This window comes from Halovulum sp. GXIMD14794, from assembly GCF_054457455.1.
On record NZ_JBTLNF010000003.1, the window covers coordinates 650,250 to 664,433 of the forward strand.

Here is a 14,184-nt window from a genome sequence, read left to right on the forward strand (position 1 = left end):
CAAAAATACTTGCCACATCTAAAGTGAGGCCAAATGGAAATCGGCGGCAGGCTCAGGACGGTACGGGAGGCGCGTGGAATGTCGCAGCGCGAACTTGCCGGGCGTGCAGGGCTGACCAACGCCGCGATCTCGTTGATCGAGCAGAACAAGTCCAGCCCGTCGGTCGCTTCGTTGAAGCGCCTGCTCGACGCAATCCCGATGACACTTTCCGAGTTCTTCTCGGAGGTCGAGGATACGGGCACTCCCAAGTATTTTTACAGTGCCGATGAGTTCGTCGAGTTGTCGCCGCAGGATATCGGGCTCGGCGCCGGCGCTATGCGAGTGTCGCTGCGCCAGCTGGGGGATGCCTCGCGACATGCGCTGCAGGTGCTTCACGAAACCTATCCTCCGGGATCGGATACGGGCCCCGACCTTCTGACGCACGAGGGCGAAGAGGCGGGCGTCGTCATCGAGGGCATCATCGAGATAACGGTGGCGGATCAGATTCGCGTGCTCAATCCGGGCGATGGATATCTGTTCGACAGCCGTCTTCCGCACCGGTTCCGCAACATCGCAGACACGCGCTGCGTGATCGTTTCGGCCTGTACGCCGCCAAGTTTCTAACGGCCTCCCGGCTTTCGCCGATCATTTGTGAAACACTGTTGATCGCCACGAACAAGAGGCTAGCATAAGAAAAACAATAAGCTGGCGGTCTGCCGGCTGCACCTGTCGAGCAAAAACGGATAGTCAGGGAGACGTCATGAAGATCCTGAGCACCGCGGCAATCGCCGCATCTCTTGCCCTCGCCGCCCCCGCGGTGTCGGCGCAGGAACAGTTCATTACCATTGGGACCGGCGGCCAGACCGGCGTGTACTACGTGGTCGGCCAGTCGATCTGCCGGCTCGTCAATCGCGGTACGGCCGATCACAATTTGAAATGTACCGCTCCTTCGACGGGCGGTTCGATCGCGAACATCAACGCCATTGCTGCGGGTGACATGGACATGGGTGTCGCCCAGTCCGACTGGCAGTACCACGCCTACAACGGCTCGTCCGAGTTCGAGGGCAAGCAGGTCGGTGACCTGCGCGCAGTCTTCTCGGTCCACGGCGAGCCCTTCACCGTGGTGGCGCGCGCCGACAGCGGCGCGGAAACCTTCACCGACCTGTTCGGCAAGCGGGTCAACGTCGGAAACCCCGGGTCGGGCCAGCGTGCGACGATGGATGTCGTGCTGAACGCCATGGGCAAGTCGGACGCTGATTTCTCGCTTGCCTCGGAGCTGAAACCGGCCGAACAATCGGCTGCGCTTGGCGACAACAAGGTCGATGCGATCATCTACACAGTCGGTCACCCGAACGGCTCGATCCAGGAAGCGACCTCGACGATCGAGGCCAAGATCCTGCCCGTCACGGGTGAAGCGATCGATACGCTTGTCTCCGAAAACCCGTACTACGCAAAGGCCGTCATCCCCGGCGGCATGTATGCCGGCACCGACAGCGACGTCGAGACCTTCGGCGTGAAGGCAACCTTCGTCACCTCCGCCAGTGTGCCGGACGAGGTGGTCTACACGGTCGTGCAGGCGGTCTTCGACAACTTCGACCGCTTCAAGGGCCTGCACCCGGCCTTCGCGAATCTGAAGGAAGAGGAAATGATCGCCGACGGGCTTTCGGCGCCCCTGCATCCGGGTGCCGAGAAGTACTACCGCGAACGCGGATGGATCAACTGATCCGACACCTCTCCTGAACCAAGGCAGATCCGCTTCGGCGGGCCTGCCCACATAAATGGGAGCGGCTCCCAGGGCCGCGGGGACCAGAGGGGAAGCGACATGACAGATGACCGGCAATTCGAGGCGGCCAGTGTCGAGAAAGAAGCCGCGGGCAAGGGCGGGCTCAGCCAATCCGAACTCGACGAACTTGTCGCTTCCGCCGACACCGGTGGCCGAACGCCGTCGATCCTTATCGCCCGGCTGATCACAGTCACGGCAATCGTCTGGTCGCTGTTCCAGCTATGGATCGCATCGCCGCTGCCCTTCATGGTCGGCTTCGGGGTCTTCAACGACACCGAAGCACGATCATTCCACCTGGCCTTCGCGCTGTTCCTGGCGTTCCTTGCCTATCCGGCAGCGCGTTCACCTGTTCAGCTTGTCCTCGCTATCGGCGTCCCTGCCATCCTTACGTTCCTGTTCATCTACGGCGCGAAGGAGGGGACACCGATCTGGTGGATCCCCGTCGTCGGTCTCGCCGTGATCGCGGCGGTCCTACTGGGATCGCCAAAGGACCGGGTGCCTCCTTGGGAATGGGCGCTCGCAATCGCCGGGGCGGTTGCCTCGCTTTACCTCTACTTTGCCTATGACGCGATCGCCACGCGGGTCGGCGCACCGATCCTGACCGACTTCGTGATCGCGGTGATCGGTCTGATGATTCTGCTCGAAGCGACGCGCCGCGCGCTTGGCCCGGCACTTATGATCGTCGCCACGGTGTTCCTGATCTACACCTTCCTCGGCCCGCTGATGCCATCGATCATCGCGCACAAGGGCAACAACCTAAGTGAGGTCGTCAACCACCAGTGGATCACCACCGAAGGGGTCTTCGGTATCGCCTTGGGCGTTTCGACCTCCTTCGTCTTCCTGTTCGTCCTCTTCGGATCGCTCCTCGATAAGGCCGGTGCAGGCAACTACTTCATCCAGGTTGCCTTCAGCCTGATGGGTCACATGCGCGGTGGACCCGCAAAGGCCGCCGTCGTGTCCTCGGCGATGACGGGCCTCATCTCGGGGTCGTCCATCGCCAACGTGGTCACGACGGGTACCTTCACCATCCCGCTGATGAAGCGCGTCGGTTTCTCGTCCGAGAAGGCGGGCGCGGTCGAGGTGGCCTCGTCGGTGAACGGACAGATCATGCCCCCGGTGATGGGCGCGGCGGCGTTCCTGATGGTCGAGTACGTGGGCATACCCTATTTCGACGTCGTCAAACACGCCTTCCTGCCTGCGGTCATTAGCTACATCGCGCTGGTCTACATCGTGCACCTCGAGGCGATGAAGGCAAACATGCAGGGGCTTCCCCGCGCGTATGAGCCGAAGCCGGTTGTCGCCTGGCTGATCAGTCTCGCCTTCACCATCGCCGTGATCTGCGCGCTCTCTTTTGCAGTCTATTATGGCATGGGATGGATCCGCCCGGTTTTCGGCGCGTCCGCGGGCTATATCGTCTTCGCACTTCTGGTCGCGGTTTACATCGGGCTGCTCTTCGTCGCCTGCCGCGAAGAGCGTCTGAAGATGGAAGATCCGAATGCGCCGGTGACCAAGCTGCCGCTTCCGGGGCCGACGATCCGTGCGGGCCTGCACTTCCTGCTGCCCGTGGTTGTTCTTGTCTGGGCGCTCATGGTCGACCGGTTGTCGCCGGGACTCTCGGCTTTCTGGGCCGCGGCCTTCATGATCTTCATCCTCATCACCCAGCGGCCGCTCGAGGCGGTCTTCCGGGGCGAGGGCGACATCGGTGCTGCGGTGAACCACGGTTTTCGCGAGTTGCTGGAAGGTCTCGAGGCGGGTGCCCGGAACATGATCGGCATCGGCATCGCGACTGCGACGGCGGGCATTATTGTCGGGGCGGTCAGCCAGACGGGCGTCGGCTCGGCACTTGCCGATGTGGTCGAGGTCCTGTCGGGCGGGAACATCCTCGCGATCCTGTTCCTGACAGCGGTGCTTTCCCTGATCCTCGGCATGGGTCTGCCCACGACGGCGAACTACATCGTCGTCTCGGCGCTTCTCGCGCCGGTGATCGTGACGCTCGGCCAACAGAACGGGCTGATCGTCCCGCTCATCGCCGTGCACCTTTTCGTGTTTTACTTCGGGATCATGGCGGACGTGACGCCACCGGTGGGGCTCGCGTCGTTTGCCGCCGCGGCAGTCTCGGGCGGCGACCCGATCCGAACCGGCGTGGTCGCGTTCTTCTACTCGCTGCGCACCGCGGCGCTTCCCTTCCTGTTTATCTTCAATACCGATCTGTTGCTGATCGATGTGGGATGGGCTCAGGGCATCTTCGTGTTCATAACGGCGACAATCGCGATGTTGCTGTTCGCCGCGGCGACACAGGGCTGGTTCCTGGCGCGGAACCGCATCCACGAGACGGTGTTGCTGCTTCTGATCGCGTTCACGCTGTTCCGTCCGGGATTCTGGATGGATATGGTCGCGCCCCCGTTCCAGAGCGTCGCGCCGGCCGAGATCGAGGCTGCGATGGCGGATGCCGCTGTCGGAGAGGAGTTGCGGCTCACCGTCAATGGCATGAACGCGGTCGGGGATCCGGTAACGTTCACGGCGCTCCTGCCGGTGGCCGAGGGTGAGACTGGCGCGGACCGGCTGCTGGCGTCCGGGGTCGAGTACATCGACAACGGCGGCAAGATCATGATCGACAACGTGACCTTCGACAGTCCCGCGCAGAAGGCGGGCCTCGATTGGGACCAGGAGATCGTCGAGGTCCTCGCGCCGTCATCGCAACCGTCGAAGTACCTGATGTATCTGCCGGCGCTGCTGCTTCTGGCGCTGGTCGTCCTGATGCAGCGCCGCAGGTCGGAGCCGGCGGAAGCCATGGCGTAAAGGAACAAGCCGATGCCCAAGACCATCCTACTTCCGATCGACCTGAACCATTCGGCATCCTGGGAGAAGGCTCTGCCGATGGCGCTGGACCTTGCCGGGGAAGGGGGCTCCCTGCACATCCTCGGCATCGTCCACGATCTCGGCGCCGCGGCTATAGCTTCGTTCCTCCCCGAGGGCTTCGAGGAGAAGGCGCTGCAGAAAATGAAGGCGGATCTCGACGCGTTCATTGCCGCCAACGTTCCGTCCGGAAACGCCGTGGCACATGTCGGTCATGGCCACGTCTCCGAACAGGTCCTCGATCACGCCAAGCGCCTGAACGCCAACGTCATCGTGATGGCGTCCCACCCGCCCGACGAGTTGATGACCTGGCTGGTGGGTAGCCAGGCGGACAAGGTGGTCCGGCACAGCGACCGTCCAGTGCTTGTCGTCAGGTAAAGGCGATATGCGGCGCAAGGGCATTGCGGGGGTCGACACAGTGTGCATCCGCTATATCGGATGCGGCTCACCTTTGGAGGCTTTGAGTAGATGACCCCTTTCGCGATCGCCGGCGTGCAGATGCATGTGGCAGCCCTTCACTCCAACGTGGAGGCTATGCGCCATAGGCTCGATATCCTGATGGCGCGCTTCCCATGGACCCAGATGGTCCTGTTCTCGGAACTGGCGCCGTTCGGTCCGCTCGACAGGTTTGCGCAGCCTTTCCCGAATGACGCTCTGCAGCAGTTCCAGGAAGACGCGCGGCGCTACAAAGTGTGGCTGATTCCCGGTTCGATGTTCGAGAAGCAGGAGGACGGGCGCATCTTCAACACGTCGGTGGTGATCAACCCCGATGGCGATATCGTCGCCAAGTATTCCAAGATGTTTCCGTTCCGGCCCTATGAAAGCGGGATTTCTGCGGGCACCGAGTTCTGCGTCTTCGACGTGCCGGACGTTGGGCGGTTCGGCCTTTCGATCTGCTACGACATCTGGTTCCCCGAAACCACGCGCCAGTTGACCAGCCAGGGTGTCGAGGTTCTGCTGCACCCGGTCCTGACCGGGACGACCGACCGCGACGCCGAATTGGCCATCGCACGTGCTACGGCAGCCCAGTTCCAGTGCTACGTCTTCGACGTGAACGGGCTCGCCGCCGGTGGCGTCGGCCGCTCCCTTGTCGTGGATCCCTCGGCCACCGTGCTGCACCAGTCGGCAGGGCAAGAGGACATGTTCCCGATCGAGGTCGATCTCGATCAGGTACGCCGCCAGCGGGAGACCGGTCTCAAGGGTCTGGGACAGGTCCTGAAAAGCTTCCGGGATCGGGATGTCGACTTCTCGGTCTATGACCGGTCCAGCGGCGCGGACGCGTATCTGAAAACCCTGGGGCCACTCGAGACGCCAATGAAAGGGTCGGCGCGGGGGCTTGGGGCATTCGATCCGCGAACCGCGCTCGGCTACACCGAGCAGCCGGACATCCCGGCAAAAAACTTCTCCGTGTTCCACGGCAAAACAGGATCCGACTGACGCGCGGGCGCCGTACGGATCCAACGATCAGAGGAGGCGAACGTGAACGTGCGGTCCACAGAGGGAAACCTCCCGTCCATCAGGGATTACTACAGCGCGACCCAATTGCGTGCAGATCGCTGGAGCGCACTACGCGAGGCGGCTGAAGGGCTTCATCGACATGGCTCCCAGGGCCGGCAGGGCAAGAAACTGCTGGCCTCGGCCGAGTCGCTCTTCGAGGCGCTTTCGCCGATCGAAAGCTACTGGGCCTTCCCCGGTGCGCATGCATTCGAGAATCTGCGCAGGCTTCTGCAAAACGGGAATATCGAGGATCTGTCGGTATCGGTTCGACGGATCGCGCGTGCCCTGACCTCCGGTGCATATCGGCGCCGAACGATTCCGCTGTCCTCGGACGAAATGGACAACGAGGACTATGAAGACGAAGCCTCGCTTGCGCCTGACGCTCGTGCACTCGGAAGGCCGTACTTCGAGGTGCTGATCGTTGATGAAGTGAACGAGCATCAGGAGCGTTTCCTGCGGCACTCGCTTCAGCGCATGCGGCGGCCGGAGGACCCCTTCATCTACGAAGCCGTCGTGGTTCCGTCGCTCGAGGATGCGCTGATCGGCGTTCTCTTCAACCACAACGTTCAGGCCGTCGTCGTCAGGCCTGGCTTGACGCTGAAGTCCCGAAACGACCTGCCGATCCTTAGCCAGTATCTGAACCGTGTGAACGAGGACGAAGAGGTCGACGCGATCGAACCGGCCGAATACGGCCCTGAAACCTGCCGCCTGATCGCCAAGATCCGTCCCGAGCTGGACGCCTATCTCGTGACGGACCGCTCGGCCGAGGATATCGCCGGGCTGGATCTCGGCCTCTGTCGCCGCGTCTTCTACAATCAGGAAGACTTTCTGGAGCTTCACCTCAATATCCTTCGGGGTGTGAACCGGCGGTTCAAGACCCCGTTTTTCACCGCGCTGAAAGAGTATTCCCGCCAGCCGACCGGCGTCTTCCACGCCATGCCGATCTCGCGCGGGAAGTCGATAAGCCGGTCTCACTGGATCCAGGATATGGGCGCGTTCTACGGGCCCAACATCTTCCTGGCAGAGACTTCGGCAACGTCCGGCGGTCTCGACAGCCTTCTGGAGCCGCGTGGCCCGATCAAGGAGGCGCAGGACATGGCGGCCCGGGCCTTCGGCTCGAAGCACACGTTCTTCGCCACCAACGGTACGTCGACCTGCAACAAGATCGTCGTTCAGGCGCTGGTGCGGCCGGGGGATATCGTGCTGGTCGACCGGGACTGCCACAAGTCGCATCACTACGGAATGGTGCTCGCGGGGGCCAATGTCGTCTACATGGACAGCTATCCGCTGCATCAATATTCGATGTACGGCGCTGTCCCGACGCGGGAGATCAAGCACCATCTCCTGAAGCTCAAGGCAGCGGGCAAACTTGATCGCGTCCGCATGGTGCTCCTGACGAATTGCACGTTCGACGGGCTGGTCTACAACGTGCAGCGAGTCATGGAGGAATGCCTCGCCATCAAGAAGGACCTCGTCTTTCTTTGGGACGAGGCCTGGTTCGGCTTCGCGCGTTTCGGGCCGACCTATCGGCAGCGCACCGCGATGGGCGTGGCGAACCATTTGCGCGAGACGCTGCGCTCTCCGGAGGCGGCGGCGGCATGGGAGGCACAGCAGAAGGAGTTGGACGGCGCCGACGAGGAAACGCTTCTCAACACCCGCCTCGTGCCGCCTCCAGATGCCCGCGTTCGGGCTTACGCGACCCAATCCACGCACAAGACGCTGACGTCGCTCCGTCAGGGCTCGATGATTCATGTGAACGACCAGGACTTCAAAGGAGAGGTCGAGCAGGCGTTTCACGAAGCCTACATGACCCACACCTCGACCTCGCCGAACTACCAGATCATCGCCTCGCTCGACGTGGGGCGGCGTCAGGTCGAACTGGAGGGGTTCGAGTTCGTTCAGCGCCAGGTCGAAAGCGCCATGGCCATCCGCCGCGCCGTCGCCACGCATCCGCTCTTACAGAAATATTTCAAGGTGCTGACCTCCGGGGACATGATTCCCGAGGAGCATCGGCAGAGTGGAATAGAGTCCTACTACGACCCCAAGGAAGGCTGGATTGACAAGTGGAAGACCTGGGGAGAGGACGAGTTCGTTCTCGACCCGACCCGGATCACGCTTGCCGTGGGCGGCACCGGTTGGGACGGCGACACGTTCAAGACGAAGATCCTGATGGACAAGTACGGGATCCAGATCAACAAGACCTCGCGCAACACCGTTCTCTTCATGACGAACATCGGCACCACCCGTTCGTCGGTCGCCTACCTGATCGAGGTGCTGGTGGAGATTGCGAACGAGCTGGACGATCTTCTGGACGACGCCTCGAAGATGGAGCGCCGGTCGTTTGAGAACCGAGTGGCCGCACTCGTCGAACACCTGCCACCGCTGCCGGATTTCAGCCACTTCCACGACGCGTTCCGTGCAGAGGGCGACACGCCCGAGGGGGACATAAGAAGCGCCTTCTTCCTCGCCTATGACGAAGAGAAATGCGACTACCTCGATCTGGATGACAAGCTGATGCAACGGCTGGAGAAGGGCGAAGAACTGGTCTCGGCCAGCTTCATCATTCCCTATCCTCCGGGCTTTCCCATTCTCGTACCAGGCCAGGTGATCAGCCCCGAGATCCTGTCGTTCATGCGTGCGCTCGACGTGAGCGAGATTCATGGCTACCGGGCAGACCTCGGTCTGCGGGTTTTCACGAAAGAAGCGCTCAAGGCGCTGACCAACGATAGATCCTGAAGGGAGAGAGACAGCAGATGCCCAAGAAAACCTTGAAGAACATCTCCGAAATCCGTCGCTACTTCCACACGAACAACGACCCGATCTATTTCGTGTCAGCGACGAATTTCAACCTGCTCGGTCTCGATGAATGGGTCAAGAACTTCAAATACATATGCTACATGGACTGCTTCGATGGGCAGCATCCGAACGTTCTGGTCCCGCAGGAATTGCCACACGACGAGTTCCAGTCGATCGAGGACATCAACAACTATCTGCTGTCTCACAAGGACGTGCATGACTACGTGAAGTCCCGCGGTGGCAAGCCGAAGTTCGTCTTCCTGATGTTCGACGAAAAGACAGAGAAGCTTGCCAAGGAACTGGGCGGCGAGGTCTGGTTTCCCAAGGCCAAGCTGCGCACCGCGATGGACAACAAGATCGAGACGGTGCGAGTCGGCAATAAGGCGGGTGTGCCCTCCGTGCCGAACACGCTTTCCGAGGTGAAGGACTATGCCCATCTTCAGGAACTGACGAAGAAGGCCGGAATCGGTGACGATCTGGTGCTTCAATCCGCTTTCGGGGACTCGGGCCACACCACGTTCTTCATCAAGTCCGAGGCCGATTTCCGCAAGCACGAGCACGAGATCGTGGGACAGGGCGAAATCAAGATCATGAAGCGCATCGACTGCCGCGGCTCGGCGATCGAGGCCTGTGCGACATCGCAGGGCACCATCGTCGGACCATTGATGACGGAACTGGTCGGCTTCAAGGAACTGACGCCCTATCGGGGCGGCTGGTGCGGCAACGAGATCTTCCCGACCGCGTTCTCTCCCAAGCAGCGCCAGAAGGCGCGTGAGTTGACGTTCAAATTCGGCGAGCAGCTGCGCAAGGAAGGGTATCGCGGCTACTTCGAGCTCGACTTCCTGATCGACAAGAAGAACGACGACATTTGGCTGGGTGAGTTGAACCCGCGCATCACCGGCGCGTCCTCGATGACCAACCACGCCGCATTCGCGCACGCCGATGCGCCCCTGTTCCTGTTCCACTTGCTCGAATTCTCGAAGAAGCCCTTCGAGCTGGATGTCGATGAACTGAATGCCCGATGGGCGGACCCGGACATGATCGACAGCTGGTCTCAGATGGTGATCAAGCACACCGAGGACAACGTCGATATCATCACGTCGGCGCCGCGGTCCGGCATCTACCGGATGCTTCCGGACGGCGAGGTGGTGTTCGACCGGTTCGACTATCACCGCCGCGCCGTGGAATCCGAAGACGAAGCCTTCTTCCTGCGGATCGCGAACGCGGGAGACTATCGCTACGAGGGCGCCGATCTCGGTATTTTGGTAACCCGTGGCCGCTCGATGACGAAGAACTTCCAGTTGACCGAGAAATCGAAGCGCTGGATCGCGGGCATCAAGGCGTCCTACTCGGCCCGGCCGCTACCCACCGCGCAGGCTTTGCAGGATCCCGCCTTCAAGATTATGTAGCGGGCATGGCCCTTACATTCAGAGCGATTTCCGAGGACACGCCTGGACCGAAATGGTCCAGGCTGTTTTCACAATACCGCGACGCCTACCTGAGATGGTGGGGGCGTGAAGGCTTGAGCGGCCGCCCGACCTATGTCGAATGCCGCCGCGCGCTTTCGACCCACATGCCAGAGCTGCTTCCGATCTACGAAAGGCTTTGCGAGCTTGCGGGCGGTGGCGACGCCGAGTCCCGGTTTCTCAGCTTCTACACTCCGCCCGCTTATCTGACCGGATGCAGCCAGGCGGTGTGGTCCGGAGACGAGCCCCTTCTGGTCAGAAACTACGACTACGATCCTCACGCCGTCGACGCGATCCTTCTGAAGACCGCATGGGACGGCCGACGGGTCATGGGCATGTCGGACGGGCTGTTCGGGCTCGTGGACGGGATGAACGATGAAGGCCTGGTCACCTCGCTGACCTTCGGTGGACGACAGGTCACCGGCGAAGGGTTTGGTGTGCCGCTGATCCTGCGGTACATCCTCCAAACGTGCTCCACGACGCAAGAGGCGGGGGAGGTGCTTCGCCGGGTTCCTTGCCACATGAGCTACAACGTGACGGTGCTCGATCGCGATCGAAACTACCTTACGGCGTTCCTGGCGCCGGACCGCGCCGCCCTGATCACGCACGCCGCCGTGGCGACGAACCACCAGGAGAAGGTCGAGTGGAAAAGCCATGCGAGGTTTACCGCGACCGTAGAGCGCGAGCGGTTTCTGCTGCAGCGTCTGACCCTGCACCCCGAAACCCCGGAGAAGTTCGTGAGTTCGTTCCTGAGGCCCCCGTTGTACTCGCTCGCGTTCAACCACGGTTTCGGAACACTCTACACATCGGCCTACCAGCCGAGAAAAAATGAGATCGAGTTGCTCTGGCCCGGTCAGCGCTGGGTGCAGTCTTTCGGCTCGTTCATCGAAGACAGCATGACCGTGTCTTATCCGGATGGGTCTCTGGCCTATTCGTGACGAAAAACGTCAGCGGTCAGAAAGTTTGAACACGAAGGCCGGACTTTTGACAACGACGCTGCCCCATGTTGGTTTCTGGTACCTGCCTAGGTATTCAGGACGCTGCGAAAGCGGCGACGCTGACCTCCGAAATGCGGTCTTTTTATGGATCATCTTCTCCAGCCTCGAGGAGGATAGTGGGAGATTGCGAAAAATCGCAGCATGGCGCGCGTGCATTCACGGTTGAGTTGCAGCTGTCCGCCACCAGAGCCCTAGCTGCGTCCGGCTTCGAAGTACGGAACCGCTTTGATCCGCCGTTTGTAGCGACACGGATCATCCAAGTAGTCACCAAAAAAGATCGGGGCTGTCCCTTTGGGTTGGGAAGTTGACGCACCCAGGTGAAGCCTGGCTTCTCTTCGACTAGAGCGCGCCGTGAGCGTGTTTATGTGCTGGATTGCCGGTTGTTCGAAATCGAGACTTTCTGGCAGTGACCATGTATCAGTTTGCTATTTCTATGGGCGTACCATCAGCCCTACGGCGTGTTCGCAATGATCCAGGGTACCGCTTCCGCCAGCAATCGGGTGGTCGCTCGGTCGAAGGCGATGGCTATGGCATCGACTTCGGTCGATGTGGCGGCGGCGGTCGCGGTCAGGGTTCGCGTGGCCACGACGCGTGCGTCGTTTTCGCGGACAAGTCGGAAGCTCATGCGGATCCGGACGGTTGCTTGCCCTGCCTCACCAGTCGTTTCTGCTTGGAAGTCCGTGAGTTCGCTGAGGACCGTGTAGTCGGCGAGGGTCCCCACCGGGCGCCTGCCGACAGAGGAGAAGGATCCGGTCTCTGTGAGGCTTCGGACCATGAGGGTCTGCAGCATGATGGGTGCGGTATCCGCCCAGCGAACGCCGGGGAGGTACTGTGCCTGCAGGGGAGCGGGGCGGACCATGATCCGCTCGGTCGCCAGTGCGCCGCTGGCGGCGGGTTCCTCGACGACCAGTTCCACGTTCCGGCGCACGCCCGATGGACGCACGGCCGGTGTGGTCAGCTCGTAGACCTCGAGCGGTTTCGATGCTTCGTCGAGAGCCGAAAGCGCAGAGCATCCCGAGAGGGCGGTCAGGAGCAATAGGCAGAGGCCCTGCCGCTGGATTGTGGCAATCATCGTCTGTACTCCGGTGCCCGTGGGTCGAGGAAGAAGCGGCTTGGGTCACGGCGAATCTGCTCGAAGAGCGTGTCGAGATTGTCGATCAGTGCCCGGGTTTCCGCGGCAAGGCGGCCGTATTGCGGCAGGGCCGTGGTGGCGAATTCGCGAACGGCCGGGGCGCTCTGATCGACGGCACCCTCGATCTGGGCGAATGCCGCCTCTGCGGACCGGCTTGCCGCGCGGAGCTCGTCGGCCACGCCCGGGATTTCCTCGGCGACCTTTCCCACGGCGGTTTCGAGTTCGGCAAGGGTCGAGCGCAGCCTCTGGGCGATCTCGGCCACCTCTTCGTTCATGATGCGGTCTGCACCCTGGAATGCCGTCTCTGCCGCCAGAAGCGCGCGATCTCCGGTCTCAAGCGCCGCGTTGATGGCCGACAGCGTATCATTGGCGTTGGTGAAGGTGCCGCGCACGCTCTCCAACGTTTCGGTCGCCGTCAGGGTCAGGCCATCCAGTCTGCCGGAGGCACCCGATAGGTCCGCGCCGACCCGTTCTGCCACGGTGGCAGCGGTTTCAGTCGCCGTGCGGATGTCCGCGAAGATCGTGGGAAGGTCGGTTTGCGCGGTCTCCGCCACCAATTCGATGACCGAGGTGGCGCTGGCGGTGGCGGCGCGAAGTTCGGTGACAAGCGGTTCAGCGCCCTCGGCGATCAGCCCGTCGAACCTGCGCGCCGCGGCGTCCACGCTTGCGAGCGTCACGTCTATACGCGTGATCAGTGTATTCGTCGCGGCCAGTGTTTCGCGGGCTTCTCTGAGCCGCTCCGTCGCAGTCTCGCCGGTCTCGGAATAGGTTGCCATCAGCTCGCCCGCCGACGTGGTCAGGGTGGCGAAGCGCGCCTCAAGTTCGGCCACGGATCGGTTGATCTGGGACGTCGCGGGGCCAAGCTCTGAGGTTATGTAGCGATCCGCCGTCGCGATGGTCGTTTCCGCCTGCACCAACGCGTCGGAGCCCTGCGCCAGCACTTTGCGGGCGTCGTCGGAGAGCGCGTCGATCGATGCCAGCGTGGTCTCAATCGCCGTCATGACGCCCGTCGCGTCCTTGGTAAGGGCGTCGAGCGTCGTGTTGAAGCGGTCGATCTCCTCCGCGAAACTCGTAACCGTGCCGCTGACGGTGGAGAAGTCTTCGAGCGCTTTGGCAAAGGATTCCGACGACTGCTCGACATTCTCGAGGATGTTCTGCACCCGCACCTGGTTCTCGCCGCCGATCAGTTGACGCAGTTGCCGGACGACCTCCAGCGTTTCCGATAGGATCTCGGGTGCGTCCTCGGACAGGGATTGCAGCACGGATTGCCCGGCGTCGATCATGGGAATGTCATCCTGCGACACCTCGGCCAGAAGCGGTGCCGTCGGGGTGCCGGCGGAGATGCCGACGTAGGATACCCCGGTCACGCCTTGCGCTTCGATAGTGGCGACGCTGTCGGTGCGGACCGGCGTCTCCGAGTCGATCTCGATCCGGATCCGCACGCGCCCATCGTTATTCGGCGACAGTCGCACATCGACGACTTGCCCCACCTGAAGTCCCGCGAACCGCACACCGGACGCATCGCTGAGCCCCGAGACCGTGGAAAAATCCACGTCGTAGTAGGCGAACTGGCGATCGAACTGGATGTTCGCGAACCAGAGGAAGAAGCCGAGTATTCCCAGAAAGCCCGCGAGGGCGAAGGCGCCGATCAGGATGTAGTTGGCACGTGTCTCCATG

General features: G+C 61.9%; 10 protein-coding genes. 8 read left to right on the top strand and 2 right to left on the bottom strand.

Annotated features, from left to right (window positions below; translation table 11 throughout):
* The first annotated feature begins 33 nt into the window (after positions 1–33).
* The 8 genes from ACW9UR_RS05365 to ACW9UR_RS05400 all read left to right on the top strand — a co-directional run bounded on the left by ACW9UR_RS05365 (position 34) and on the right by ACW9UR_RS05400 (position 11,315).
* Positions 34–603 (top strand): cupin domain-containing protein, encoded by a 570-nt coding sequence (locus ACW9UR_RS05365; RefSeq protein ID WP_458915888.1) that lies wholly within the window; start codon positions 34–36, stop codon positions 601–603.
* Between the two features lie 136 nt (positions 604–739).
* Positions 740–1,702 (top strand): TAXI family TRAP transporter solute-binding subunit, encoded by a 963-nt coding sequence (locus ACW9UR_RS05370; protein ID WP_458915889.1) that lies wholly within the window; start codon positions 740–742, stop codon positions 1,700–1,702.
* A 99-nt stretch (positions 1,703–1,801) separates the two neighbouring features.
* Positions 1,802–4,561, top strand: a complete 2,760-nt coding sequence (locus tag ACW9UR_RS05375; RefSeq protein ID WP_458915891.1) for a TRAP transporter permease — start codon at positions 1,802–1,804, stop codon at positions 4,559–4,561.
* Positions 4,562–4,573: 12 nt separating this feature from the next.
* Positions 4,574–4,996, top strand: coding sequence for a universal stress protein (locus ACW9UR_RS05380; protein ID WP_458915892.1), 423 nt, complete (start codon positions 4,574–4,576; stop codon positions 4,994–4,996).
* A gap of 90 nt (positions 4,997–5,086) precedes the next feature.
* Positions 5,087–6,055: a carbon-nitrogen hydrolase family protein gene (locus ACW9UR_RS05385; protein ID WP_458915893.1), complete on the top strand. Its 969-nt coding sequence runs from the start codon at positions 5,087–5,089 to the stop codon at positions 6,053–6,055.
* A 42-nt stretch (positions 6,056–6,097) separates the two neighbouring features.
* Positions 6,098–8,851, top strand: a complete 2,754-nt coding sequence (locus ACW9UR_RS05390; RefSeq protein WP_458915894.1) for an aminotransferase class I/II-fold pyridoxal phosphate-dependent enzyme — start codon at positions 6,098–6,100, stop codon at positions 8,849–8,851.
* A 17-nt stretch (positions 8,852–8,868) separates the two neighbouring features.
* Positions 8,869–10,320 (top strand): biotin carboxylase, encoded by a 1,452-nt coding sequence (locus ACW9UR_RS05395; RefSeq protein ID WP_458915895.1) that lies wholly within the window; start codon positions 8,869–8,871, stop codon positions 10,318–10,320.
* Positions 10,321–10,325: 5 nt separating this feature from the next.
* Positions 10,326–11,315, top strand: coding sequence for a C45 family autoproteolytic acyltransferase/hydolase (locus ACW9UR_RS05400; RefSeq protein ID WP_458915896.1), 990 nt, complete (start codon positions 10,326–10,328; stop codon positions 11,313–11,315).
* 511 nt (positions 11,316–11,826) lie between these two features.
* On the opposite strand, the gene ACW9UR_RS05405 is transcribed toward ACW9UR_RS05400, so the two are convergent.
* Positions 11,827–12,447, bottom strand: a complete 621-nt coding sequence (locus ACW9UR_RS05405) for an ABC-type transport auxiliary lipoprotein family protein (RefSeq protein ID WP_458915897.1) — start codon at positions 12,445–12,447, stop codon at positions 11,827–11,829.
* Complete coding sequence (locus ACW9UR_RS05410; protein WP_458915898.1) at positions 12,444–14,183, bottom strand: MlaD family protein; 1,740 nt, start codon at positions 14,181–14,183, stop codon at positions 12,444–12,446. Before ACW9UR_RS05410 ends, ACW9UR_RS05405 begins: the two co-directional genes overlap by 4 nt.
* Position 14,184: the final 1 nt, after the last annotated feature.

Bases quoted from the DNA above. Each gene is read 5' to 3' on its own strand.
- ACW9UR_RS05365 (WP_458915888.1), top strand. From the start codon at position 34: ATGGAAATCGGCGGCAGGCTCAGGACGGTACGGGAGGCGCGTGGAATG.
- ACW9UR_RS05370 (WP_458915889.1), top strand. From the start codon at position 740: ATGAAGATCCTGAGCACCGCGGCAATCGCCGCATCTCTTGCCCTCGCC.
- ACW9UR_RS05375 (WP_458915891.1), top strand. From the start codon at position 1,802: ATGACAGATGACCGGCAATTCGAGGCGGCCAGTGTCGAGAAAGAAGCC.
- ACW9UR_RS05380 (WP_458915892.1), top strand. From the start codon at position 4,574: ATGCCCAAGACCATCCTACTTCCGATCGACCTGAACCATTCGGCATCC.
- ACW9UR_RS05385 (WP_458915893.1), top strand. From the start codon at position 5,087: ATGACCCCTTTCGCGATCGCCGGCGTGCAGATGCATGTGGCAGCCCTT.
- ACW9UR_RS05395 (WP_458915895.1), top strand. From the start codon at position 8,869: ATGCCCAAGAAAACCTTGAAGAACATCTCCGAAATCCGTCGCTACTTC.
- ACW9UR_RS05400 (WP_458915896.1), top strand. From the start codon at position 10,326: ATGGCCCTTACATTCAGAGCGATTTCCGAGGACACGCCTGGACCGAAA.
- ACW9UR_RS05405 (WP_458915897.1), bottom strand. From the start codon at position 12,447: ATGATTGCCACAATCCAGCGGCAGGGCCTCTGCCTATTGCTCCTGACC.
- ACW9UR_RS05410 (WP_458915898.1), bottom strand. From the start codon at position 14,183: ATGGAGACACGTGCCAACTACATCCTGATCGGCGCCTTCGCCCTCGCG.